The organism is Nocardia sp. NPDC055321, from assembly GCF_053645575.1.
This window is the reverse complement of record NZ_JBSHMS010000028.1, coordinates 19,570-44,633: the sequence shown is the minus strand read 5'-3', so window position 1 is coordinate 44,633 and position 25,064 is coordinate 19,570. Positions and strand designations below refer to the sequence as shown.

Below are 25,064 nucleotides of genomic sequence, written 5' to 3'. Positions count from 1 at the left end.
ATGATTCAGATCTTCCGTCGGGACAGTGGCCCCGAGACTAGCGCGCGCATACCGTTGCCTGCGCCTGGTTTTCGCCCCCGGATCAGGTCAGGGAGTAGACATACCGGCTGGTGGGCACCAGATCCAGGTTCAGGTGCGCGCCGAAGCTGACCACGCTCTCCATCATCCGGGTGACCCGGCGCTGGAGCTCGGCGTCGTCGCCGCCGCTGCCGTAGAAGGCGTGCGCGCTGGTCATGGCCGCCATCGGGAACAGTTCCTCGACCAGGGCGTCGACCCGGTTGCCCGGGGTGATCGGCTCGGTGACGGTGTTCTGCACGTACCCGAAGGTGTCCTGGGTTTCGATGGCGACGGTGGTGTGCCGATCGTGCCAGATGTGCAGCCACTCTTCGCGGGTGAGCTCTGCCGGGATGCGCAGCAGCGCGAAGTTGGACAGCGCGTCGGTGCGCGTGCCGTTCTCCACCCGCGGCGGGACGATCGGGGTCCGCTCGTCCACGATCCAGCCGTTGACCTCGTCGGCCACCGAGGCGACGGCCGCGGTCACGGCCTCGTGCCCGCCCCGGGTGCGCACGCTGACGATCGCGTCGATCGGGGTCTCGTAGGTCGAATGCCGCACCTGCGCGGCCGCCACGTCGGCGTCGCGGACGTTGACCTGCCACTCGCTCGCCCCGACATCGGCCAGCCGGTTCCGCAGTTCCGCGGCGTGCAGCCGCTCGTCCAACCCCGAACCCCACAGCGCGTACATCAGCTTCATACCGAAATCCTTGCCACCGATCACCATTGACCGGCCCACGGTAACCGCCCGCACCGCCGAAACTAAGAACTTTCGCTTAAAGTCCCGGCCACTGGAACGCGATACCGACCGAGGCATCGGCGCGATGGACGACGCCCTTCGAATACGCCACCACCGCGGGCGACCCGAGCCGGGCGCGACGGCCCGGTTCCGCCTGTCAGCGGATCGAGCGGACCTCGGGATCGGCGGTGGCGTCGGCGGCGGTGATCGCCTCGGCCAGCAGTTCGTCCAGGTGGTACGGATACACGGTCTCCCCGGAGTGGTCCAGGGTCTTGATGTCCTCCGGCGCGCACCATTTGTTGCCGGTGATCGAGCGGCGCTCGATGAAGTCGAGCTTCGCGGGCACGGGCTCGAAATTGCGCACCCGCAGGGCGAAGAAGAGTTCCTCGGAGCGGATCAGCTCGCCGTTGAAGGGGAACACCGCCACGCGACGCCAGAGCGGGCCGCGCAGCCCGGCCGGGTCCGCGACATGGCCGGTCTCCTCGTGGAGTTCACGAATCGCGGCCTCGCGCAGCGACTCCCCTGTCTCGACGCCGCCGCCGATGGTGAACCAGAAATCCACGTCCGGCACCTTGGGGTCGCGCCCGCGCAGGAGCAGGACGCGGTCCTGTTCGTCCAGCAGCACCACGCGCGCCGAGGTGCGCACGGTGTCGACCTCGAGGCCGGTGGACGCGGCGGGGGTGACGCGTTCGGCGATCTCGAAATAGGTGGGCAGCGGCGCGGTGCCGCCCAGGTGCAGCACGCGGACCAGGCGGCGGGTGCGCAGGGCCAGGGTGTCGCGCACCGCGTCGTTGTGGAAGCGCCGCGCGATCAGCACGCGCGCCTCGGCGTCGGCCAGCTCGGCCACCAATTGCGGTGGCAGCGAATCGATGTCGACCGCCGACAGCGCGCCGGCCAGCTGGTTCTCCACCGCTTCGCGGGCCTGCCAGTCCGAGCGCTCGGCCCGGTCCGCCAGGGCGATGAGCCGCCGCGACTGCTCGAACAACTCGGGGTCCGCGCTCGGCACCCCGAGCACCGCGGCCACCGATCGGGCCACCACCGCGCGCCGGGCCAGCGCCGCGTCGAGCGCGTTGCGCGCCTGATCCGAGCGCACATGCAGGCGGTCCAGGCGATTGGCGGTGGTGTACGCCCAGACGCCGATGGTGATGACGAGCGCGGCGACGAGTGCGAGGACCAGAATGGCCGTCGCGGAGAAAGTGATCACCCGGCGGTCCTGACGCGCAGGTCACCCACGGTGACGGTTTCGTAGACCCGCAGGATCTGCTCGGCCACCACCGGCCAGTCGTATTCGCCGACCACCTGATTGGCGGTGCGCACGAGTTCCTCGCGGCGTTCGACATCGGTCAGCACGGTGTCCAGGGCCTCGGCGAGCCGATCGGAGTCGCCCACCGGCACCAGCATGCCCGCGGTGCCGTCGCGCAGCACCCGGCGGAAGGCGTCCAGATCGCTCGCCACCACGGCGGTTCCGGCGGCCATGGCCTCCACCAGCACGATGCCGAAGCTCTCGCCGCCGATGTTGGGGGCGCAGTACACGTCGGCGCTGCGCATGGCCGAGGCCTTGTCCGCGTCCGAGACCTGCCCCAGGAACCGCAGGTGCGAGGCGTTCTCCCCGGCCTCGCGGCGCAGACGGTCCTCGTCGCCGCGGCCCACGATCAGCACTTCGACCTCGGGGTGGCGGCGCACCAGTTCGGGCAACGCGCCCAGCAGCACGTCCATGCCCTTGCGCGGCTCGTCGAACCGGCCCAGGAACAGCACGCTGCCGCCGGCGCGCGGATAGCCCGGCAGCAGTGGAGCATTGGCGAAGGCGGGCACGTCCACGCCGTTGGGAATCTCGACCGCGTCTCCGCCCAGGGCCTCCACCTGCCAGCGCCGGGCCAGCTCGGAGACCGCGATCCGCCCGCTGATCTTCTCGTGGTACGGGCGCAGTACGCCCTGAAAAGTACTGAGCACCAACGACTTCGTGGTCGAGGTGTGGAAGGTCGCCACGATGGGACCTTCGGCGATCTTGAGCGCCAGCATGGACAGACTCGGCGCGTTCGGCTCGTGAATGTGCAGCACGTCGAAATCGTTGTCGGTGATCCAGCGCCGGATGCGGGTGTAGGCGGTGGGCCCGAACGACAGTCGCGCCACCGACCCGTTGTAGGGAATGGCGACCGCGCGCCCGGCCGAGACCACGAAGTCCGGCAGCGGGGTGTCCTCCGAGGCGGGGGCGAGCACGCTCACCTTGTGCCCGCGTTCGATCAGGACCTGCGCCAACTCCACGACATGCGACTGCACGCCGCCCGGCACGTCGAACGAGTACGGGCAGACCATGCCGATTCTCATAGTGCGCTGTCCCCCCGCGCGATATCCGGTGCCCGATAGCCGAGTTGGCCTTGTGCGGCCGCGATGCGATCGAGCCGTTCGGGCGACAGATCACCCTCCCACAGCGGTTGCAGCATGTGCCAGTCCGCGGGGTGCTCGGCGATGTTGGCCTCGAAGCGCGCGGCCAGCGCCTGCGTCGCGGCTTCCACCCCGTCCGAGACGTCAAGGGGCTGTTCGGTTTTGAAGCGCCACGCCTCGCGACCCTGTTCGTCGACGATGGACCAGCCGTGCACCGGGATCAGTGCCGCGCCGGTCTCGACGGCTAACTTGGCCGCGCCGGCGGGCATCCAGGTGCGCTCGCCGAAGAAGTTCACCGGCACACCTTTGCCGGTCAGGTCGCGCTCGCCCATGAGGCACACGACCCGGTTCTGCCGGAGTCGCTCGGCCAGCGCGGGAAACGGGGGCTGTTCGCCGCCCGTCAGCGCGAACACCTCGAAGCCGAGGCTCTCGCGATACTCCACGAACCGCTTGAACAGCGATTCCGGCTGCAGCCGCTCGGCGACAGTGGAGAACGGCCCGTAGTTCTGCACCAGCCACATGCCGGCCATATCCCAGTTGCCCGAATGCGGCAGCACCAGCACCACGCCGCGCCCGGCCTCGAGCGCCGTTTCGAGATTCTCGATCTGCGCGACCTGGATGATGCCCGAGCGCGCCATCTCCGCGTGATCCATGGACGGCAGCCGGAACGCCTCGCGCCAGTACCGGGCGTAGGCCCGCATGCTGTCCCGGATCAGCGTGTCCGGCACCGCCTCGGGCGTGGTGCCGATGACGCGGGCCAGGTTGCGCCGCAACTGATTCGGGTGCCCGGCGTGCGACGCGCGATTCGCCCGGCGGGCGGCGGCGTCCGCGCCCGCGTCGAAGATCCGGCGCGCGGTCCCGTCCGGGAGCCCGCGCACCAGTCGCCACCCGGCCGCGTATGCCTTGTCGGTCATCGCGGACGTGAAATCGGTGCTCACCGCTGCGGTTCCTCCGGCGCGTTCTTCGACTTGCCGGTCGCCGCCACGGGAGCGATGACCTCGCGGGCGCCGGGCGAATTACGCACGGCCAGCACCCGCTGGAAAACGGTGACGATGCTCAGCACCGCCAGGACGTACATGGCCGCGTACACCGCGTACGAGAGCCATTCGATGCCGAAATGCCCGCCGATACCGGTGAATCCAGCGCCGACCAGCACGATGACGAGCCGGTCCGGCCGCTCGATGAGCCCGCCGTCGGCCGAGAGCCCGCTGGCCTCGGCGCGGGCCTTGGCGTAGGAGATGACCTGCGAGGTCACCAGGACCACCAGGGTCGCCACGAACAGCTCGCGCGAACCCTCGTTGTACACCGCCCACCAGGCCAGGCCGCCGAAGATCGCGCCGTCGGCCACCCGATCACAGGTGGCGTCCAGCACCGCACCGTATTTCGTGCCGCCGCCGCGCGCCCGTGCCATGGCGCCGTCCAGCATGTCGAACATGACGAACAGCCAGATCACCATCGTTCCCCAGAACAGATGATCCGACGGGAACAGCGTCACCGCCGCGGCGATCGTGGCGGTGGTACCGATGAGCGTCATCGCGTCCGGGGTCAGACCGGTGCCCACCAGCGCTTTGCCCAGGGGCGCGGTCGCTTTGGCGAACGTTTCGCGACCGAAGAAGCTCAGCACGCTATTCGGATTCCTTCCATGCCTCCGCCAGCAGCGCCCGCGTCTCGCGCAGCAGCTGCGGCATCACCTTCACACCGCCGACGACGGTAATGAAGTTCGCGTCGCCACTCCAGCGGGGCACGATGTGTTGATGTAGGTGATCGGCGAGTGAACCACCGGCAACACCACCGAGATTCAGGCCGACGTTGAAGCCCTCGGGCCGCGAGACCCGCTTCATCACCCGGATCGCCTGCTGGGTGAACGCCATCAGCTCGGCGCTCTCCTGCGGGGTCAGATCCTCGAGGTTGGCGACGCGACGGTACGGCACCACCATCATGTGACCGGGGTTGTAGGGGTACAGGTTCAGCACCGCGTACACCCATTCACCGCGCGCCAGCACCAGGCCGTCTTCATCCGACATCTGCGGGATGTCGGTGAAGGGGTGCCCGGTCTTCTTGGGCGCGTCCGGATCCTGCTCCGCGCGTTCCTTGCGCTCGGCGGTGGCCCCGGTGATGTAGGACATGCGGTACGGCGTCCACAGCCGCTGCAGCCGATCCGGCTCGCCCGCACCGTGATCCACGATCGTGCCTACCGAATCCTCCTGCCCGGCAGCCCCTTCCGCGAGACCACCGGAAACCCCACGCTCACTCATACGCCTGCCGATCGGATCTCGAAGCCCTCGGCCGTCGGAGAGGTGTTCTCCCGCCGCTTGACCCAGTCCACGATGGTCGCCACCGCGTCCGCGACCGGGACGCCGTTGACCTGGGTGCCGTCGCGGAACCGGAAGCTGACCGCGCCGCCCTCCACGTCGCGGGCGCCGGCCAGCAGCATGAACGGCACCTTCTGGGCCGTCTGGTTGAAGATCTTCTTCTGCATGCGGTCGTCGCTGCGATCGAGCTCGGCGCGAATGCCGTGCTCCCGCAACCGATCCACCACACCCTCGAGGTGTTCGGCGAAGGCTTCCGCGACCGGGATGCCCACCACCTGCACCGGGGACAGCCACGCCGGGAACGCGCCCGCGTAGTGCTCGGTGAGCACGCCGAAGAACCGCTCGATGGAGCCGAACAGCGCGCGGTGGATCATGACCGGGCGATGCTTGGCGCCGTCGGAGCCGGTGTACTCCAGCTCGAACCGCTCGGGCAGGTTGAAGTCGAGCTGAATGGTCGACATCTGCCAGGTCCGCCCGAGGGCGTCCTTGGCCTGCACCGAGATCTTCGGGCCGTAGAAGGCCGCGCCGCCCGGATCCGGCACCAGGTCCAGCCCGGAATCGGTGGCCACCTTGCGCAGGGTTTCGGTGGCTTCCTCCCACAGCTCGTCCGAACCCACGAACTTGACCGGGTCCTTGGTGGAGAGCTCGAGGTAGAAGTCGTCCAGGCCGTAGTCGCGCAGCAGCGAGAGCACGAACCCGAGGGTCGTGGTCAGCTCCGCGTGCATCTGCTCCTTGGTGCAGTAGATGTGCGCGTCGTCCTGGGTCATGCCGCGCACGCGGGTCAGGCCGTGTACGACGCCGGACTTCTCGTAGCGGTACACCGAGCCGAACTCGAACATCCGCAGCGGCAGCTCGCGGTAGGACCGGCCGCGCGAACGGAAGATCAGGTTGTGCATCGGGCAGTTCATCGGCTTGACGAAGTAGTCCTGCCCGGGCTTGCGCACGGTGCCGTCGTCGTTGTACTCGGCGTCGAGGTGCATGGCCGGGAACATGCCGTCGCGGTACCAGTCCAGGTGGCCCGAGACCTCGAAGAGGTGGCCCTTGGTGATGTGCGGGGTGTTCACGAACTCGTAGCCGGCGGCGATGTGCCGATCGCGCGAGTAGTCCTCGAGCGCCTTGCGGATGATGCCGCCCTTGGGGTGGAACACCGGCAGGCCCGAACCCAGCTCGTCCGGGAACGAGAACAGGTCCAGCTCGACGCCGAGCTTGCGATGATCGCGCTTCTCGGCCTCGGCCAGCAGCGCCAGGTACTCGTCCTGCGCCTCCTGCGATTCCCACGCGGTGCCGTACACGCGCTGCAGATCCTCGCGGCTCTGATCACCGCGCCAGTAGGCGGCCGAGCTGCGGGTCAGCTTGAAGGCGGGGATGTACTTGGTGGTCGGGATGTGCGGGCCCCGGCACAGGTCGCCCCAGACGCGTTCGCCGGTGCGCGGATCCAGGTTGTCGTAGATGGTCAGCTCTTTGCCGCCGACCTCCATGATCTCCGGATCGTCGATGCCCGACTTGTCGGAGATGAGCTCGAGCTTGAACGGCTCCTTGGCCAGTTCGATCCGCGCCGACTCCACATCGGTGACGCGGCGCGAAAAGCGCTGCGCGCCTTTGATGATCTTCTTCATCCGGGATTCCAGCTTGGTGAGATCCTCGGGGGTGAAGGGGCGATCGACCTGGAAGTCGTAGTAGAAGCCGTCCTTGATGGGCGGGCCGATGCCGAGCTTGGCCTCGGGGAACTCCTGCTGCACGGCCTGGGCCAGCACGTGGGCGGCCGAGTGCCGGATGATGGAGCGCCCGTCCTCGGAATCGGCGGTGACGGCCTCGGCCTCTTCGTCGATCTCGGGAATCCAGGACAGGTCCTTGAGATTGCCCTCGCCGTCACGCACGGCGATCACGGCCTCGGGGCCCTTGCTGGGCAGGTCGGCCTCGCGCACCGCGGCACCCGCCGTAGTCCCGGCCGACACCCGGACGAGGGCGACTGGGGTTTTCGGCACTGAGGTGGTCACGGCTGAGCGCTCCTTGGAGTTGTCGTGGACGGGCGAAAGCCCGCCGCTTGGTCGCGCACCATGCTATCGGCATGGTGACGGGGGCGTGCCGATGGACCGGCCGCCGGGGTGTCCGCGCCCGCGCCGCCCGACGCGCGGGGTGCCGCGGCCGGGCGCCGGAAGCGGTGCGGTCAGCCCTCGCCGCGGGCGGCGAGCTCGCTGAGCAGTGCTTCGCGCTGGGCGGCAGGGCGTTTGGGGCAGCTGGTGCACATCTCGCAGCCCGAGACCTCGAACACCAGGCAGCAGGAGATGCGGCGCACAAAAGTGCGGGCGCCCACATCACTGAACCGCGGCACCGGCAGCCGGCCGGCCACGTCCCGGGCCAGACGGGCCCCGGCCTCCTGATCGCCCAGGTCGAGCGCGCGATTTCCGATGGCGTCGGCCACGATCGCCCACAGCGAGGCGATGCCCGCCCCGGACGCCTCGGCCACGACCGGAACGACCTGCGAGAGCGTATGCCGCAGCACCTGGCCCGCCTGCTGGTCGGCTGCCACCGTGCCGAGCGCGAACACCCGCTCGACGCCGCCGTCGGGCCGGATCTCGCAGGAGATCCGCTCGATATCGGTATCGGGCGCCGGATCACCGGCGGCGTACGCCCCGACCACCGGCGCGACGAGGGAGGAAGCGGCCATGCACCACCACAGCGTCCCGGCGACACGGGTGTTGCCCGTCCCCCAGGACACTCCCATGTCGGCAATCCGCTCACCGAGCCAGCGCGCGTCCAGCAGGTGCGTGCCGGGCACGATCACCGGTCCGGTGTTCACCGAAACAGCGGACTGCTCAATGGTTCCCATTCGACTCCGATCAGACCGGCGAGGACAGCGAAGGTGCCGAGCAACCACAGCGTCGCCATCACGATGGCGACGGTACCGAGTGCGGCGAGCCCGCGCACGAGGATCCCCCGGCGGGCCAGCCAGTCCATGCCGGTCCGATATTTCCCGCGCGTCCAGTGCAGTGTCCGGTGCGCCCAGGCGAATTCGGTGGCCAGGATGCCCAGGCCCGCGAAGACGATGAGCCAGCCCGGGCCGGGGTACGGAATCGCGAGAATCCCGAGCGTCAGTACGACGAGGCCGAGGACTCCCACCGCGATCCGGTAGGTGATGTTCAGGGTAGGGCGCGCGGCGATCGAGGCCCGCAAGGCGCGCCAGCGACCCGGCTCGTTCTCGGTGATCGCGTCGATCGCGGCGGTGTCGGCCGCGGCGGTGTCGGCTCCGGCGGCGGCCGGATCGTTCGCGGCGGCCGTGATCCCCGCCGTGTCGTTCTCTGTGCGCACACCGCCAGCGTACGTGCGTGACACGCGGCCGGCCCCCGTGCGAGAACCCGCACGGGGGCACGCCGACGGGGCCGCGACCGGGGCGAAGGCGGCGCGGTGGCCGCCGCGCCCCGGTCGTTGCCTCAGCCGAGCGCGGCGGCCAGGGCCGATAGGTCTGCGTCGGTGATCTCGGCGATGCCGTCGTGGGACACCTCGAGCACCCGCGCGGTCCCGATGTCGAAGAACATGCCCGACAGCGTGACGCCCCGCTCGAGGATCGCGCGCCGCACCACCGGGTGCGCCTGCAGATTCTCCAGCTGCACGGCCACGTTCACCATCGCGAGCTGATCGGTCGCGCGGAAACCCGCGTCCGCGGCGGCCGTGCCGACCGGATGCCGCTGCATCCAGCGCTCGACACTGCTCTGTGCGTGCCCGAGCCAATCGCCCAGGCCCGGACCCGCGGGCGCGCCCGACATCAGGGCCTGCATCGCCCCGCAGGACGAATGCCCGCACACCACCAGGTGATCGACCTCGAGCTCCTCGAGCGCGAACACGATGGCCGCCTCGATGGAGCTGTCGCGCCCCTGCGGCGGCACCAGGTTGCCGACGTTGCGGACGGTGAACAGGTCACCCGGACCGGTGCTGGTGATGACGTTCGGCACGATGCGCGAATCGGCACAGGTCAGGAAGAGCGAATGCGGATTCTGACCGTCGCGCAGCTCGTCCAGGGCCGGGCGCACCACGTGGGCGTGCCGGCGGTGGTAGGCCGCCACACCGGAGGTGACGGGGTTGCCGTCGCCGTCCTGTCCCGGCTTGAGTACCGCGTCGAGCAGGCCGCGCGACCGCCCGCGCACGGGCGGACCGCTCACGGCGTCAGCCATGGGCGCGGTGCCCAGCTCGACGAATTCCACGTTCCCGCCGGTGCTTTCGTGCTGTTTGGCCCAGTCGTGGATGGCCTCGTAGGCGGCGTGGTCCAGGAAGTCCACGCTCATCTCGAGCAGCACCTCCGCGCCCTCGGGCACCTTGGCCAGCTCCGAGGAGAGCTTGGGCAGGGCCAGGAAGGTGCAGGTGCCCTCGACCGTCACCAGCCAGCGGTCGGTCCCGGTCACCGGCGCCGCCGTCACCACGACGCGCACCACGCGCCACAGCAGCAGCGCGAACGCCAGCACCAGGCCCATGAGCACGCCCTCGAGCAGGTTCGCGAACACCACGCCCAGCACGGTGACCACGTACACCAGCAGATCGCCGGTGCGCCGGGCCAGCCGGATGTGGGCCAGCTTCACCAGCTGGATACCGACCACGATCAGCAGGCCGGCCAGGGCCGACTTGGGGATCTGCTCGACGACGCCGACCAGCAGCACCGAGAACACCAGGATCCAGATGCCGTGCAGCAGTGCCGAATTCTTGGACTTGGCGCCCGCCTGCACGTTCGTGGCGCTGCGCACGATCACACCGGTGACCGGCAGACCGCCGAGCAGGCCCGAGGTGACGTTGGCCGCGCCCTGGGCCACCAGCTCGCGGTCGAAATTGGTGCGCGGGCCGGTCTGCATCTTGTCCACGGCCACCGCGGACAGCAGGCTCTCCACACTCGCGATCAGCGCGATGGTCAGGACCGCCAGCGCGACCGAACCCCAGTTCCCGGAGGGCACCTCGGGCAGGCCGATGGCGTCGAACAGCGAGCCGCTCAACACGATTCGCTCCATGTTGCCGGGCAGGACCAGCGACAGCGCGGTGCCGACCGCGACCGCCACCAGCGGTCCCGGCAGCGCGCGCAGGCGGTCGGGAACGTACTTCCAGCCCAGCATGATGGCGATGACCACACCGCCGACGAGTACGTCGTCACCGTGCAGAGAAGTCAGCTCCCCCGGCAGCTGCACGATGTTCTGGAAAGCTGTACTGTGCGACGCCCCTCCGAGCAGCACGTGCAGCTGTTGCAGCGCGATGGTGATGCCGATGCCCGCGAGCATGGCGTGCACCACCACCGGCGCGATGGCGAGCGCGGCGCGCGCGATCCGGCTCAAGCCGAACAGGATCTGCAGGACGCCGGCCGCGGCGAAGACGAAACAGGCCATCTTCCAGCCGAATTGGTTGATGGTCTCGGCGACCACCACGGTCAGACCGGCGGCCGGACCGCTCACCTGGAGCGGCGCGCCGCCCAGAATGCCGACCACCACGCCGCCGACGACCGCGGCGATGAGGCCCGCGGCGATCGGGGCGTCCGAGGCCACGGCGATGCCCAGGGACAGGGGTAGGGCTACCAGGAATACAACGAATGACGCGGGCAGATCGTGGCGCAGCAGAGTGGTGGACCAGTGGTCCGCTCTGCCGGGCGGTGAATCGGTGTCTGTGGACATTTCGGCTCCTACTCCGGACCGCTGGGCGGTCCGCAAGATGTCGAACATGTTCTGAAGGCATCGAAAGATGCTGTGGACGGCGTTGGCCACAACTCACCGGACGAGTCGTGCCAGGCTAGAAGTAAAGACTTAGCAAAGGCTGAGAAAACCTGAGCCACAATGGCTATCGGCCTCAACATCGTCGATCTCACGTATTCCGTCCACCGTGACCTCCACCACTCGGGCTGTCGCGATATCGAAGAACAGACCGGAAAGCACCACCCCCCTCTCATCCACCCCGCGCCGCACCACCGGGTGCGCGTAGAGCGTCTCCAACTGCACCGCCACATTGACCATGCCGAGCTGATCGACGGGACCGAATCCCGCCGCCGCCGCGGCCTCGGCCACCACGTGCCCGAAACGGAATCGGTCCAGGCTGGGCCGGGCATTGGCCAGCCAGTCGTCCAGACCCGAGCCCGTCACGGACTCGGCGTGCAGCGCCTCCATCGCGCCGCAGCCGGAATGTCCACAGACCACCACCGATCGCACGTCGAGTTTGTCCAGGGCGTAGACCAGCGCGGCCTCCATCGAGGAGTCCCGGCGATCGGCCGGAATCAAATTCCCGACATTTCGGACAGTGAACAGATCCCCGGGCCCGCTATTGGTGATGACATTGGGCACGATGCGCGAATCCGCACAGGTCACGAAGAGCGAATCGGGCTCCTGGCCATTTCGCAGCACATCCAGGTGCGGGAGCATGGCGTGGGCGTGATTGCGGTGATAGGCCGCCACCCCCGCGACCACCGGATCCACCCGCTGCCCGCTGCGCCGCCACGGCGAGAGCACCTCGTCGACCATGTGCCGCGAATGCCCGCGCGCGGGCGGTCCGGACACGGCGTTGGCCATGCGCGCGCTGCCCCGCTCGACGAACTCCACCGTGCCGCCGTCGGCCCGGTGCTCCGATACCCACTCCTGGATCGCGTCGTAGGCCGCGTGGTCCAGGAAGTCGACGGTCATCTCGATCGTGACGTCGGATCCGGTTGGCACCTTGGCCAATTCGGGCGCGAGCCGGGGCAGCGCGAGGAAGGTGAAGGTGCCGTCCACGGTCACCTTCCAGCGCAGCGGCCCCACCTCCGCGGCCGACACCGAGACCCGCACCACGCGCCACAGCAGCAGCCCGAAGGCCAGTGCCAGACCGACCAGCATCCCCAGCAGCAGGTTCCAGAACACCACGACGGTCACCGTGGCCGCGTAGACCACCAGGTCACCGTTGCGCTTGGCGAGCCGGATGTGGGCCAGCTTGATGAGCTGGATGCCGACCACGATGAGCAGCCCGGCCAGCGCCGCCTTGGGGATCTGGCGCACCACCCCGACCAGCGCCACCGAGAACACCAGAATCCACAGCCCGTGCAGCATGGTCGAAGCCCGCCCGCGCGCACCGGCTTTCACGTTGGTGATGCTGCGGACGATGACCGCCGCGATCGGCAGCCCGCCGATCAGACCGGACACCACGTTGGCGCTGCCCTGGCCGATGAGCTCGCGATCGAGATCGGTGCGCCGGGCGGAGTTCTTCTGCATGCGATCGACCGCGACCGCCGAGAGCAGCGTCTCCACGCTCGCGATCAGCGCGACCGTGACGGCCATGAGCACGACGGTGCCCCAGCCGCCGTGCGGCAGCCCCGGCAGGTTCAGCTCGTCGACGAGCGAGCCGTTCAGCACGATGTGCTCGACGCTCACCGGGAGGACGAAAGCCACCAGCGTGGCCGCGACCACCGCCACCAGCGGGGCCGGGATGGCCCGAACCCGTTCGGGGACATGCTTCCAGCCCACCAGGATGGCGATGACGAGCAGCCCGACGAACAGGTCGCCCAGGCGCGCGGAGCGCAATTGGCCGGGCAGCCCGCTGATGGCATCCCACGAGGAACTCAGCGACCTACCGCCCGAGAGCACATGCACCTGCTGCAGGGCGATGACGACGCCGATGCCGGCGAGCATGCCGTGCACCACCACCGGGGCGATGGCGAGCGCGCCGCGGGCGATTCGGCTGAGCCCGAACACGATCTGTAACAGACCGGCCGCCACGGTGATGAAACAGGTGACGGCCCAGCCGAACTGATTGATGCACTCGGCGACCACCACGGTGAGGCTGGCGGTGGGCCCGCTCACCTGGAGAGTGGACCCGCCGAGCGACCCGGCGACGAGACCGCCTACGACGGCGGCGATGAGGCCGGCGGCGACGGGCGCGCCGGCGGCCACCGCGATGCCGATGGACAGCGGTAGCGAGACGAGGAAGACGACCAGTGAGGCCGGTAGGTCGTGGCGGACCAGGTCGTGGAATCCGGGCAGCGACGTCCGGGGAAGCTGTTCGGTGTCGGTGGACATATTTCTCCTTCGCCGGACGGTTTACGGTCCGGTTCATCGGTCAACATGTACTGGCATCGAGAGCGAGCGGCGGGCGAAGCTGTGTAGGCACGACGCTATTCGGAGCGGAACGGCGTAATCGTAAAGACTCTCCAAAGAAGCTGAAAAGGGTTTGCGGCACGTGGGGCGAACTTCTATCAAACTGTGACCTACGCCACTTTGGGCGAATGACCAGTCCTTTCACGCGCTTCTCTGGTGGTCATATGTCTAAAAATGCTCGGATCAGAATGTGAGCGCCGAGAGCGCATACATACTGGGCAAACGTCCGCATCGACACGCCAGGGAATTTCGGCGACGATCGCCGGATTACTTTCGTCCGATTTGCCAGATCTAGGCGAGTTCTTCGCAATCGGACATTTCCGACGCATTGCACTCGCGCACCAGGGCAACGTTTCGGCAATATTCGCGGGCGGGGCCGCGGGACGCGCGCATGATTGGGACAAGATCGCGATCATCGATTCGATTCGAGGCCCGTCATGCTCCCCATTCGACTACCGCTGTCGCTGCTGGCCGCCGCGGCCTGCGCCGGAATTCTCGCCGGACCCGCGGGCGCGCAATCGCCCGCCATCTCGGCCGATGCCGAACTCGTCTACAACGTCGCCACGCTGGCCATCAGCGGCAGCGCCACCTGTCAGGGCGGCGGGACGGCCGGGGTCGACGTCGTGGACGGCTCACTGGAGCAGATGTTCCAGGGCGGGATCGGGGGGCCCATCGCCATTCGGCTCGATGGACCGGTTCAGGTGGACTGCGACGGGGCGGCGCACCGCTGGACCGGCAATCTCGTTGCGCCCGGGCGCATTCTGCCGAACAGCTCGGGCGGTCAGGTGACCGTGAATCTCACACAGGGCGGGCGCACGATCGCCACGACCGGTCCGCAGCCCGCCTACATCGTGGGCTGAGACCGCCCGACGCCACGGCCGCAACGCTTGTCACCCGCCGGCCGCGGCGACCGGGTTCAGCGTTGGTCGAGCACCTCTTGCGCCAGCGCCCGATACTGGTCCGCGCCACGGGATTTGGGCGCCCACGAGGTGATGGGCTCGCCCGCGATGCTGGCATCGGGGAAGCGGACCGTGCGGGTGATCATCGTCTTGTACACCTGCTCGCCGAAGATCTCCTCGACCCGGGTCAGCACCTGACGCGCGTGAAGCAACCGGGAGTCGAACATGGTGATCACGATGCCGAGCATGTTCAGCCGGGGATTGAGCCGCTCGCGCACCTTCTCCATGGTGTCGGTGAGCAGCGCGAGCCCGCGCAGGGAGAAGAACTCGCACTCCATGGGGATGATCACCCCGTCGGCGCAGGCCAGCGCGTTCACCGTGAGCAGGCTCAGCGCGGGCTGACAGTCGATCAGGATGTAGTCGTAGCGGTCGCGCAGCGGGTCGAGCACCCGGCGCAGCGAGTACTCGCGGGCCACCTCGTTGACGAGCTGGATCTCCGCGGCGGACAGGTCGATGTTGCTCGGCAGCAGGTCGAGTCGCTCCACACCGGTGTGCAGCAGCACCTCGTCGACCGGCGGGGTGTCCTTGCCGATCAGGTCGTACACGGTCATGGCGAGGTCGTAGTGGGACACACCCAGACCCGCGGACAGCGCGCCCTGCGGATCCAGATCGACCAGCAGCACTCGCTGCCCGGCTTCGGCCAGTGCCGCGCCGAGATTGACCGTCGAGGTCGTCTTCCCCACTCCCCCTTTCTGATTGCACAGCGCGATGATCTGCGCTTCGGCTTGTGGCGCCTGGGACCGAATCTCGGATTTGTCCGCACTGATGACAGTCACGATCCGCCGACACTCCTCTTCGTTGCTTGCCCCCGACCGCCACGGCCCCGAACAACAGGGCGAACCGGACACGAGCAGTTTGCCGAAATGTCGCTAGGTTAACCGAGAAATCGGACGAAACGCGGGAACGCCACGGGGTGATTGACAACCACAGTCACAGGAGTCACGTTAGGCATCAATGGCACCAAAGCAATTCGAGCGGGCACCCGACGGACCCGACGCCGGAACGGTTTTCGGCGACCGAATCAGCGAACGAGCTAACCTCAGCTACCGGTCCCGCGGCGCGGCGGTTCGACCCGGACCAGCCCGGACTGGAAGGCGATCACCACGAGCTGGGCGCGGTTCTGCACACCGACTTTCGACATCGCGCGCTGCACGTGGGTGCGAACCGTCAGCGGACTGACGTACATCCGCTCGGCGATCTCCTCGTTGGAGAGCCCCTCGGCGACCATCGCGACCACCTCCCGCTCGCGGGCGGTGAGCACCTCGAGCGATTCGGCTGCGCTCACCCGGCTTTCGGGGCGGGCGAGGTAGCGCGAGATCAGGGTGCGGGTGGCGGTGGGCGAGAGCAGCGCCTCCCCCGCGGCCACGGCGCGAATCGAGCGCAGCAGTTCCTCCGGGCCGACGTCCTTGCCGAGGAAGCCGCTGGCCCCGGCGCGAAGGGCCTGCGCCACATACTCATCGAGTTCGAAGGTGGTGAGGATGAGCACGTGGGTCTCACGCAGCGCCGGGTCGGCGCAGATCTCCTGGGTCGCGGCCAGACCGTCCATCCCGGGCATCCGGATGTCCATGACCACCACGTCGGGGATGCTCGCCCGGGCCAGATCCACTGCTTCCCGGCCGTTTCCGGCCATGCCAACCACTTCCATGTCGTCGGCGGAATCGATCAGCAGCCGGAAGGTCCCGGCGAGCAGGGCCTGATCGTCGGCCAGCAGTACCCGGATGGTCATGGCTTGTCCTCGTGGTCGGCGTCGCGGATCGGTTCGAGGGGAAGTTCGGTGGTGACTTCGAATCCGCCGTCCGGACGGCGGCCCGCGCGCAGGTGACCACCGACCGACACCGCGCGCTCGTTCATGCCGATCAGACCGTAACCCTGCTCGTCGGACGCCGAATCAGGCTCGGCGCGAACGGTTTCGGCGCCGCCGTCGTCGCTCACGCTGATGGTCAGCAGCAGGCGGGAGTAGACCAGGCGCACCGTCGCGGTCGCGGTGCTCGCGTGCTTGGTGACGTTGGTGAGCGCCTCCTGGATGATCCGGTAGGCGGTGAGGTCCGCGCCGGGCGAGAGCGGGCGCGGCTCCCCGGCGACCGCGAGTTCCACCCGCAGCCCGGTGCGCTCGAAAGAGCCGAGCAGCTCGGCCAATTGGTCCAGGCCCGGGGTCGGCTCCAGCGGCGCGTCGGAATCGTCCTCGCGCAGCAGCCCCACCGTGGCCTTGAGCTCGCGCAGCGCCGCCGAGGTCGTGCCCGCCAACTGGTCGAGCATCTCCTGCGCCTGATCCGGCTGACTGCGCAGAAGGTATGCGGCGGTGGAGGCTTGGGCGTGCGCCAGGGCCATGTGGTGGGCGACGATGTCGTGCAGCTCGCGGGCGATGCGCACCCGCTCCTCGCCCACGCGCTGGCGGGCCTCCTCCTCGCGGGTGCGTTCGGCCAGTTCGGCGCGGGCGTGCAGCGCGGCGAGATATCCGCGCCGGCTGCGCCCGGCCTCGGCGAAGGCGCCCGCGACCAATATCGCGGCGATGAGGGTGATGCGCCCGCCGGTCAGGATCGGCGTGAAATCGTGGACCAGCGAGGTCAGCAGCAGCGCGCCGCCCGCGAGTACCGGGGCGAGTTTGGCGGTGCGCAGATCCGCCACCCAGATACCGGCCGAGTAGGCCGCGACCAGGGCCGCGCCCACGGTGAGAATCGACGGCTCGAATCCGCACACCGCGATCAGGATCCCGCAGCCGGTGGTGACGCCGAGTACCCCGAGCGGGAAGCGCCGCCGCCACAGCAGGGCCAGTGACGCCACCGCGGACAGGCCGAAGACCGCGATCGACGCGGGCTGGTCGACCACGGGCCCGCGACCGTCACCGTGATCGATCAGGCGGCTGGCGTAGGTGGTCAGTACGCACAGCAGCACCGCGACCATCACGTCGACGGCACGGCTGTGCCGTCGCGGCCACTGCGACCATTCGGCGGTCATGTGCGTCCCTTCTCGTCGTTGAGAACCCTAATCGGCGGGCCGCACCGGAACCGGCAGGCCACCCGCGCGGGACGGCCTGCCGGTGCGGTGGAACTCAGGCGCGCGCGTCCTCGAGTTCGCGCTCGCGCGGCGCGGGGGCGGTGTGGACGGTCAGCGCCTCACCCTCGACGTCCACGTTCGGCAGGATGCGGTCCAGTCGGCGCGGCAGCCACCAGGCCTTGTCGCCGAGCAGCGCGAGCACCGCCGGGACCAGGGTCATGCGAACCACGAAGGCGTCGAAGAACACCGCGGCGGCCAGGCCCAGACCCATCATCTTGATCATGGGTTCGCCGCCGCCGACGAAGCCGGCGAAGACCGCGATCATGATCGCCGCCGCGGCCACGACCACCCGGCCGCTGTGCCGGAATCCGGTGACGATGGCGTCGGTCGCGCTCTCACCGTGCGCGAAGGCTTCGCGCATGCGGGTGACCAGGAAGACCTCGTAGTCCATGGCCAGGCCGAACACCACGCCGATGAGGAAGATCGGCATCATGCTCATGACCGGTCCGGTCTGCTCCACGCCGATGAGCCCGGCCAGCCAGCCCCACTGGAACACCGCGACGATGACGCCGAAGGCCGCGCCGACCGAGAGCAGGAAGCCCAGGGCCGCCTTGATCGGCACCGCGATGGAGCGGAACACCAGCATCAGCAACAGGATCGCGAGTCCGACCACCACCGCCAGGTACGGCAGCAGGGCGTCGGACATCTTCTGCGAGACGTCGATGTTCATGGCGGTCGCGCCGGTGACCAGCACGGTGGCGCCGGTGGCGTCCTTCAGATCGCCTGCCTCCGAACGCAATTCGTGCACGAGGTCCTTGGTCTCGCTGGAGGAGGGGCCGGTCTCGGGGATCACGGTGAGCATGGCGGCGTCGCCGGACTCGTTGGGGATCGGCGGGGTCACCGACACCACGCCCGCGGTGCCGGCCAGGGTCTGCGCGACCCGATCCAGCGCGGCCCGCGGATCCGCCGCGCCCTCGAGATCCACCGCGATGGTGAGCGGGCCGTTGAAGCCCGGGCCGAAGCCCGCGGCGAGCGCGTCGTAGGCGCGGCGCTGGGTGGTGGAGGTGGACTGCGACTCGTCGCCCGGCATACCGAGTTCCAGGCTCTGCACCGGCAGTGCGAGCACGCCCATGCCGACCAGGCCGATCAGCAGGACCGCGACCGGGCGGCGCACGATGAATCGCGCCCAGCGCGTGCCCATTCCGGGCTTGTCCTCGCGCAATTGGCTCGCGGCCCGGGCATTCGCCTCGGTCTCCTCGCCGGGCCGGATCGCCTTGCGGAAGGCGCGCGGCATGACCGCGTTCTGGAAGAAGCCCAGCAGCGCGGGCAGCAGGGTCAGGGCGATGGTGACCGCGACGGCCACCGTGCCGGCCGCGGCCAGGCCCATCGTGGTGAGCACCGGAATCCCGACCACGGCCAGTCCGGCCAGGGCGATGATCACGGTGAGTCCGGCGAAGACCACCGCCGAGCCCGCGGTGCCGACGGCCCGGCCCACCGCTTCCGCGGCGCTGTAGCCCTCGGCGCGTTCGGTGCGGTAGCGCGAGACGATGAACAGCGCGTAGTCGATGCCGACGGCGAGGCCGAGCATCATGGCGAGAGTCGTTGTCGTGGTGGACAATCCGATGGCCACGATCGCGGCGATACCGACGCCGATCCCGATCAGCGCGGTGATCAGCGGCAGCCCGGCGGCGGCGAACGCGCCGAAGGTGATCATCAGGACGATGGCGGCGACGGCGATGCCGACCAGCTCGGTGGCCATGCCCATCTCCGGCTCGGCCAGCAGCGCGGTGCCGCCGACTTCGACGGTGACCCCGCCGTTCTTGCCGTTCTCGACCGCGTCGGTGAGCGCGGCCTTGGTGGCGTCGGTGAGGTTCTCGGTGGTCTCGCCGTAGCTCACCGTGGCGTACGCGGTCGTGCCGTTCGCGCTCACGGCGCCCGCCTGGAACGGATCCAGTACGCCCTTCACCTGCGTACCGCCGGCCACGTCGGCAATGACCTTTTCGACCTCCGCCTGATTCTGCGGGGCGTCGATGCGCTGGCCCTCGGGTGCGACGAAGACGATACGCGCCTGCGCCCCATCGGATTTGGTGCCGGGGAACCGTTCCTCGAGCAGGTCGAACGCCCGCTGGGATTCGGTGCCGGGAATGGAGAAGGTGTCCGGCGGGGGCGTCGGCGCGGCGGCGGCCCCGACCACCAGCGCGCCCATGATCCCCACCCAGAGCAGTGCGACGAGCCGCCGCTTCTCGAACGCGAACCGGCCGAGCCGGTACAGGAGTTTCGCCATGCGATCATGCTCGTCCGAGGCTTCCGTAGTCGGCATCGTGCGAGCGGAGGCCGTCGCGCGTACTGCGTTCGCAGTACGCGCGGCGGTGTTCTACGTGATCGGCAGGACGCGGATGCGCGCGGCCCCGGGTGGGGTGGGGCGCGACGGTCTTCGGTGCGGCCGATCAGCCCGCGGAACCGCTGGGCAGCACACCCGACAGCGAGCCGGTGTCGATGCCGGTGATCTCCACGACGAGTGACTTGGTCGAGGAACCCTGGGTGGCGACGATCGTGTATTTGCCCTTGGCCGTCGGCCGCCATTCGCCCACGATCGCGCTGCGCTCCAGGTGCGGGTAGTCCAGCCGCTCGGCCGAGGCCAGCGGCTTGCCGTTGATTGTCACGGTGGCGGGCAGCGCGTAGTCCTCCCCGAACATGCGGGCCATCACGCGGCAGCTCTGCCCCACGGTGTCGCACGCGGACGGCACGTCCCCGCCGAGCACCATGACGGTGATGTCCTCTACTTCCGCGCCCGCCGAGGGCGCCAGCAACGCCGGAAGAAACAGTGCACCGGCGGCGGCCGCGGTCATTCCTGCGAGTCTCATACGAGCGTTTCTACCCAGCGGCGGAAAGTGCTGCGAGGCAAAACAATCTCAGTCTTCCGCAGTGTCGTCCAGATCCACTACGATCCGATCCCGGTCCGCCCACTCCAGCAGGGGGTCGAGGGCGAAGACCGCGTCGTCGATGCCGGCGTGCAGGTCGCCGAGGTCGGCGTAGCGGGGCGGGACGGTGGTCATGGTGAAGTCGCGGGGGTGCAGGTCCGGGATTTCGGACCACAGGACCGGGGTGGAGACGGTCGCTTCGGGGACTCCTCGAACGGAGTAGGCGGCGGCGATGGTGTGGTCGCGGGCGTTCTGGTTGTAGTCGACGAACAGCTGGGCGGGGTCGCGGTCCTTGCGCCACCAGGCGGTGGTGACGTCCTCGGGCAGGCGGCGCTCGACCTCGCGCGCGAAAGCCAGTGCGGCGCGGCGCACCTCCTGGAATCCGTGCGCCGGTTCGATCCGGACGTAGACGTGCATGCCCTTGCCGCCGGAGGTCTTGGGCCAGCCCACCGCGCCGAGCTCGTCCAGGACCTCGTGCACGACCCCCGCCACCCGCTGCACCCGCGACCAGGGACAGTCCGGCATGGGGTCGAGGTCGATCCGCCACTCGTCCGGCATCTCGGTGTCGGCCCGCCGCGAGTTCCACGGATGAAATTCGACGGTGGACATCTGCGTGGCCCAGATGACGTCCGCCAGCTTCTCGACGCACAGTTCGTCCGCGGTCCGCCCGTATCGCGGGAAGAAGAGCTGGACGGTAGGAATCCAGTCCGGCGCCCCCGCCGGCACCCGCTTCTGATGGACCTTCCCACCCGGCAGCCCCTTCGGGAACCGGTGCAACATGCAGGGCCGCTCCCGCAGCGCGTTGACGATCCCGTCCCCCACACTGAGGTAGTAGTGAACCAGGTCCAGCTTGGTGGCCCCGGTCTCCGGGAAGTACACCCGGTCCGGGTTGGACACCCGCACCACGTGGTCCCCGACCTCCACCTCGACCGCAGGCGAACCAGACTTACCGGCCATCCCCCGACCCTAACGGCCGAACCGGACGGTCGCCCTCAATTACCCCGCGTTTCGAGGGCCTTGCGGATCAGGCCCCGCGCGGCGTCCCCGGTCACCGCCTGGCTCGCCAGCACGTCGAACGCGCGCCCGTACTGGGCGATCTCCCTGGGCTGCGTAATGGTCAGCTCGGCCGTCACGGTCTCGACCATGACTCTCGTGTTGTCGAACATGAGGAAGTTCGTCATCGAGACCCGATAGGGCGATTCGGCCGGAACGATCCCGAGGACGACCCTCGGCATGCCGATCACGGCCAGCAGTCGGTCCAGCTGCCCGATCATCGTCCGGTCACCGCCGACCGACGTTCGCAGGGCCTGCTCCGCGATCACGAAATGAAACCGGTGATCACGCCGGTACAGAACCTGCTGACGTTCCATCCGTTTGGCGACGCCTTCGTCGACATCGTCCGGCACCCGCTGAAACTCGACGACGCTGCGCAGGACGCCTTCGGCGTACTCCGCCGTCTGGAGCAGGCCGGGCACCAGGAACGGATGGTAGACCCGCATCACCTCCGTCTCGGCTTCCAATCGGATCGAAACCTGCTGCCGCCGTTTGGTTCCGCTCCCGAGTACCCGTCTCCACTCGAGCCACGCGGCCTCGAGGTTCCGCAGCGTCGCGATCAGATCCGGCAGCTGCGCTTGGGAACCGGTGTGCACGCACCACGCACGAAGGTCGGCATCGGTGGGTTTGGTCTTGCCGTATTCGATCTTCGGAATCTTGGTCTGATGCCACCCGGCTCGCCGGGCGAGCTCACTTCCCGACATCCCGGCGTCGAGGCGAAGCTCCCGGAGCCGCGCCCCGAGAGCCTCCCTGGCCTGGTCGATCGAACCCGTCACGAGTCCCCGTACTCGGACAACGGAACCGCGAGGGCCCAGACCCGCTCTTTCACGCCTCGGACGTACTCGACGATCCGCGGGTCGGTGGTGACTGCTCCCCCGAGCCAGCGCCCGTTCTCGCCGGGCTCGAAAGCGGTGAAAGCGACGACGGAATCGTCGAAGAGCCACCAGTCGTCACGGGTCAGCAGGTCCGCGTCGATCGAGTCGCGTGACAGATAACGCACCTGCTCACCCGCCTCCACGTTCAGGCGCGCGACATGCTTGGCGTACCGCGTGTAATCGTTGTGCGGGGTCGACACGACCCGCGCACGATTGATCGACACCCCGCGGTTCGCGGTGTCGCGAACGAGGGTCAACCAGGGCTGGAACCACTCGTAGTCCTCCGGCTCGCCGGCCAGGAACCGAACGAGCGGGCCATAATTCGGCGGGTAGTAGTCGTCCCTGACCTCGAGGTGGAAGGCTTCACGTTTCGCCTCTCGGAACAGGTCGTTGAACGCCTCACCCTGCACTAGCAGCATTGCCGTAGAACGTCCTCTCCGCCTTGGGCACCTCGATGGCCGTCTCGTTGGGGTAGATGTCCATCTGTGCCAGCGCGTCACCGTCGGTGACCGGAATTCCGGACAGCGCGAAAGTCCCTCTGCCCGTGTCGATCATCGTCGCGTCAATGTACGTATCGGGGTGAACGAACCCCAGCAGCCGTTGCGGAATCTCGATCGTTCCGACGACCTCCGTCTTCCAGCCCTGGACGACATAGGTCGCCCGATCAGTGTCGTACATGCTGGGGCACCCGCCACCTTCGGAGTCGCCCTTGCCGAGGAAATGAACCCGCATGATCAGTCTCCCATCGGATCTAATGCACGGTAATGCTCATACCTTTTCAATCATCCTCCGCCAGACACCGATTAGAGCAGCAATGACGAAATCCGAGCATCTTCGAGCATAGTTGTGGCTGACGCACTAGGCCGCTCTCTAACGTCGGAGCCGAGGTGCGATGGGGCATCCGCCACGTCGACCTCTCCACACATCCGCGACCCAGGGGGCGAGATGGCGAGGAACACCAGGCTTTTCGAGTTTGCGGGCGGCCTGTTGGAGCTCAGGTCGTACGGGACGGTCGGCGGCGAGCCGGACGTCCCCCTCGGACTTCACTCCGACGATCACGAGGATGATCGCGCAATGCGTTACAGGCCAACGTGTCTCGGCTATCTGCGGACCGACGTGTCCGGCGCGGCTCGACTCCGGGACGAAGACCGGATACGAAAGCTCGCCGCGCGGCTCGGTTACGACTTCGCCGGGGCGGTGGTGTTCGACCCTTCCTCGGGGCGGCCGCCGCTGGCAGGTCTCAAAGCGCAGGCCACGCGGCTGGACGCCGAGGCCGTGATCGTGCCGGGGCCCGAGCACTTCGAGGGTGGGCGGGTGCCGGAGGGGCTGGTTCGACGGCTGGACGTGATCACGGTCGAGCCGGAGCAGACCTACGCTCGGCGGGCGGTGTCACCACTGCGGCATGGACCGGTCGCGGACGGGACCTGAACCGGGCCGACGCCCCGGAACCGGCGCGAACGCGAAGCGGCTGCGACCGAAAACGCTCGGTCGCAGCCGCATTCGACTACAGCGGAACTACTACGAGCCGAACGAACCCGTGCCGGGCTTGGTCGGGGGCTCGGGATCGGTGGGCTGCTCGGCGACCGTCACCGTCTTGGTCGTGGTCGAGCCCGCCACGCCTTCGCGGCCGGAGAAGGTCGCGCCGATCGTGTAGGAGCCGGCGGCGCCGGGGGTCCAGCTGATCGTGGCCTTGCCGTTGGCGTTCACGGGGATGTCGCCCAGGACGTTGTCGCCCGCCTTGAACTGCACGGTGCCACCGGCGGCGGCCGGGTTCACGGTCGCCTCCAGGGTCACGGCCACACCGACCTTGGCGCCGGAGACGTCGGCCAGGGCGGTGGTCGAGAGGGCGTCGCTCGAGACGGTGATGGCCGGGCCCTTGCCCTGGTAGGTGCCATCGCCCAGGGAGCCGCCGTAGTGCATGGAGGTCGGCAGCGGGGTGTCGCGGGCGCAGTTGACGCCCACCTTGTACTGCACCTCGAAGGTCTGCGACTTCGGGTTGATGTTCGGGTACACCGGGTACTTGGTGATGCCGAACTCCGCGCGCACCCAGTCCGAGGACGAGGTGTCCAGCGAGACCTGGTCGCCGCCCATCTTGGCCGAGCCCGCGACGGGGGTCAGGCAGGCGGGCTTGAGATCCTTGACGTTGTAGATGTACTCGACCGGAATACCGGTCCGCTCCCACTTCGTCGTGACGGTGACGACGTCACCGACCTTCGGGTTGGTGTTCGACACCGTGCGGGTGAACTTGCTGTTCCCGTCTTCCCAGGTGATCGATCCCGGTGCGGCCGAAGCCGTCGCCGGCATCATCGCGGCCGCGAAACCGGCCGCGACCGCGAACGCGGCCAACGAGCCTGCCGCTCGCTGCGTTCCTCTATCCACCATCTTTGCCTCCACGTACAGCCGGGTGCCCTGCGATGTCGTCATCGAGGCGCTGATTCACCCGAACTGGCGAGCAGTAGATCACGCCGGGACACCCCTGCGGACGAGAATCCGAAATGAATGTAAGTCAGATGTCCAGGTAGTCGAACCTGAAACAGGTTCTCGCCGGACAATACAGTCCTGAACAGGCAGGCAGCTCGTTTTGAAGATCAAGATGAAATTTGCCGAACGAGCACCGAACCCACGGGCCGACACCGGCGGGCGTCCCGGTCACCGAGACCGGTGGCACAGGAATCAGGGTCTGCTGACACACCCCGC

The 25,064-nt window shown here is 68.6% G+C and carries 23 protein-coding genes; 2 read left to right on the top strand and 21 right to left on the bottom strand.

What is annotated here, in order from left to right:
• Positions 1–82: 82 nt before the first annotated feature.
• The 11 genes from ACWIGI_RS33705 to ACWIGI_RS33655 all read right to left on the bottom strand — a co-directional run bounded on the left by ACWIGI_RS33705 (position 83) and on the right by ACWIGI_RS33655 (position 13,487).
• Complete coding sequence (locus ACWIGI_RS33705; protein WP_454207256.1) at positions 83–751, bottom strand: hypothetical protein; 669 nt, start codon at positions 749–751, stop codon at positions 83–85.
• A 196-nt stretch (positions 752–947) separates the two neighbouring features.
• Entirely contained in the window at positions 948–1,991 is a 1,044-nt protein-coding gene (locus ACWIGI_RS33700; RefSeq protein WP_454207348.1) for an NUDIX hydrolase, read from the bottom strand.
• Positions 1,991–3,115, bottom strand: coding sequence for a glycosyltransferase family 4 protein (locus tag ACWIGI_RS33695; protein WP_454207254.1), 1,125 nt, complete (start codon positions 3,113–3,115; stop codon positions 1,991–1,993). Before ACWIGI_RS33695 ends, ACWIGI_RS33700 begins: the two co-directional genes overlap by 1 nt.
• Positions 3,112–4,110, bottom strand: a complete 999-nt coding sequence (locus ACWIGI_RS33690) for a phosphatidylinositol mannoside acyltransferase (RefSeq protein WP_454207253.1) — start codon at positions 4,108–4,110, stop codon at positions 3,112–3,114. Before ACWIGI_RS33690 ends, ACWIGI_RS33695 begins: the two co-directional genes overlap by 4 nt.
• Positions 4,107–4,796: a phosphatidylinositol phosphate synthase gene (gene pgsA / locus ACWIGI_RS33685; RefSeq protein ID WP_454207251.1), complete on the bottom strand. Its 690-nt coding sequence runs from the start codon at positions 4,794–4,796 to the stop codon at positions 4,107–4,109. The genes ACWIGI_RS33690 and pgsA overlap by 4 nt, the downstream gene beginning before the upstream one ends.
• A gap of 1 nt (position 4,797) precedes the next feature.
• Positions 4,798–5,427: an HIT family protein gene (locus ACWIGI_RS33680; protein ID WP_454207249.1), complete on the bottom strand. Its 630-nt coding sequence runs from the start codon at positions 5,425–5,427 to the stop codon at positions 4,798–4,800.
• Positions 5,424–7,481: a threonine--tRNA ligase gene (gene thrS, locus ACWIGI_RS33675; RefSeq protein ID WP_454207247.1), complete on the bottom strand. Its 2,058-nt coding sequence runs from the start codon at positions 7,479–7,481 to the stop codon at positions 5,424–5,426. The genes ACWIGI_RS33680 and thrS overlap by 4 nt, the downstream gene beginning before the upstream one ends.
• A 170-nt stretch (positions 7,482–7,651) precedes the next feature.
• On the bottom strand, positions 7,652–8,314 hold the full coding sequence (locus ACWIGI_RS33670) for a (2Fe-2S)-binding protein (RefSeq protein WP_454207245.1): 663 nt from the start codon (positions 8,312–8,314) through the stop codon (positions 7,652–7,654).
• The gene (locus ACWIGI_RS33665; RefSeq protein WP_454207347.1) at positions 8,281–8,700 is read right to left on the bottom strand and encodes a TIGR02611 family protein; all 420 of its coding nucleotides are present in this window, start codon (positions 8,698–8,700) and stop codon (positions 8,281–8,283) included. The genes ACWIGI_RS33670 and ACWIGI_RS33665 overlap by 34 nt, the downstream gene beginning before the upstream one ends.
• A gap of 215 nt (positions 8,701–8,915) precedes the next feature.
• On the bottom strand, positions 8,916–11,126 hold the full coding sequence (locus ACWIGI_RS33660; RefSeq protein ID WP_454207243.1) for a SulP family inorganic anion transporter: 2,211 nt from the start codon (positions 11,124–11,126) through the stop codon (positions 8,916–8,918).
• A 129-nt stretch (positions 11,127–11,255) separates the two neighbouring features.
• The gene (locus ACWIGI_RS33655; RefSeq protein ID WP_454207241.1) at positions 11,256–13,487 is read right to left on the bottom strand and encodes a SulP family inorganic anion transporter; all 2,232 of its coding nucleotides are present in this window, start codon (positions 13,485–13,487) and stop codon (positions 11,256–11,258) included.
• Positions 13,488–14,002: 515 nt separating this feature from the next.
• Here ACWIGI_RS33655 and ACWIGI_RS33650 point away from each other — a divergent pair.
• A complete protein-coding gene (locus ACWIGI_RS33650; RefSeq protein ID WP_454207239.1) occupies positions 14,003–14,425 on the top strand; it encodes a hypothetical protein in 423 nt (140 codons plus the stop codon).
• Between the two features lie 56 nt (positions 14,426–14,481).
• Here ACWIGI_RS33650 and ACWIGI_RS33645 read toward each other — a convergent pair whose 3' ends face one another.
• The 9 genes from ACWIGI_RS33645 to ACWIGI_RS33605 all read right to left on the bottom strand — a co-directional run bounded on the left by ACWIGI_RS33645 (position 14,482) and on the right by ACWIGI_RS33605 (position 23,099).
• The gene (locus tag ACWIGI_RS33645) at positions 14,482–15,300 is read right to left on the bottom strand and encodes a ParA family protein (RefSeq protein WP_454207238.1); all 819 of its coding nucleotides are present in this window, start codon (positions 15,298–15,300) and stop codon (positions 14,482–14,484) included.
• A gap of 263 nt (positions 15,301–15,563) precedes the next feature.
• Positions 15,564–16,250 (bottom strand): response regulator transcription factor, encoded by a 687-nt coding sequence (locus tag ACWIGI_RS33640; protein ID WP_454207236.1) that lies wholly within the window; start codon positions 16,248–16,250, stop codon positions 15,564–15,566.
• Positions 16,247–17,479: a sensor histidine kinase gene (locus ACWIGI_RS33635; RefSeq protein ID WP_454207234.1), complete on the bottom strand. Its 1,233-nt coding sequence runs from the start codon at positions 17,477–17,479 to the stop codon at positions 16,247–16,249. The genes ACWIGI_RS33640 and ACWIGI_RS33635 overlap by 4 nt, the downstream gene beginning before the upstream one ends.
• A 94-nt stretch (positions 17,480–17,573) precedes the next feature.
• Complete coding sequence (locus ACWIGI_RS33630) at positions 17,574–19,802, bottom strand: MMPL family transporter (protein ID WP_454207232.1); 2,229 nt, start codon at positions 19,800–19,802, stop codon at positions 17,574–17,576.
• Positions 19,803–19,965: 163 nt separating this feature from the next.
• Positions 19,966–20,382: a hypothetical protein gene (locus ACWIGI_RS33625; protein WP_454207231.1), complete on the bottom strand. Its 417-nt coding sequence runs from the start codon at positions 20,380–20,382 to the stop codon at positions 19,966–19,968.
• 48 nt (positions 20,383–20,430) lie between these two features.
• A complete protein-coding gene (gene ligD / locus ACWIGI_RS33620) occupies positions 20,431–21,396 on the bottom strand; it encodes a non-homologous end-joining DNA ligase (protein ID WP_454207230.1) in 966 nt (321 codons plus the stop codon).
• A 35-nt stretch (positions 21,397–21,431) separates the two neighbouring features.
• Positions 21,432–22,268, bottom strand: coding sequence for a helix-turn-helix domain-containing protein (locus tag ACWIGI_RS33615; RefSeq protein ID WP_454207228.1), 837 nt, complete (start codon positions 22,266–22,268; stop codon positions 21,432–21,434).
• Positions 22,265–22,786, bottom strand: a complete 522-nt coding sequence (locus ACWIGI_RS33610; protein ID WP_454207227.1) for a DUF6879 family protein — start codon at positions 22,784–22,786, stop codon at positions 22,265–22,267. The genes ACWIGI_RS33615 and ACWIGI_RS33610 overlap by 4 nt, the downstream gene beginning before the upstream one ends.
• Positions 22,767–23,099, bottom strand: coding sequence for a hypothetical protein (locus ACWIGI_RS33605; RefSeq protein ID WP_454207226.1), 333 nt, complete (start codon positions 23,097–23,099; stop codon positions 22,767–22,769). The genes ACWIGI_RS33610 and ACWIGI_RS33605 overlap by 20 nt, the downstream gene beginning before the upstream one ends.
• Before the next feature lie 342 nt (positions 23,100–23,441).
• On the opposite strand from ACWIGI_RS33605, the gene ACWIGI_RS33600 reads away from it, so the two are divergent.
• Entirely contained in the window at positions 23,442–23,795 is a 354-nt protein-coding gene (locus ACWIGI_RS33600) for a hypothetical protein (protein ID WP_454207224.1), read from the top strand.
• Between the two features lie 90 nt (positions 23,796–23,885).
• Here the strand turns inward: ACWIGI_RS33600 and ACWIGI_RS33595 are convergent, their stop codons facing one another.
• Complete coding sequence (locus ACWIGI_RS33595; protein ID WP_454207222.1) at positions 23,886–24,791, bottom strand: Ig-like domain-containing protein; 906 nt, start codon at positions 24,789–24,791, stop codon at positions 23,886–23,888.
• Between the last annotated feature and the right edge of the window lie 273 nt (positions 24,792–25,064).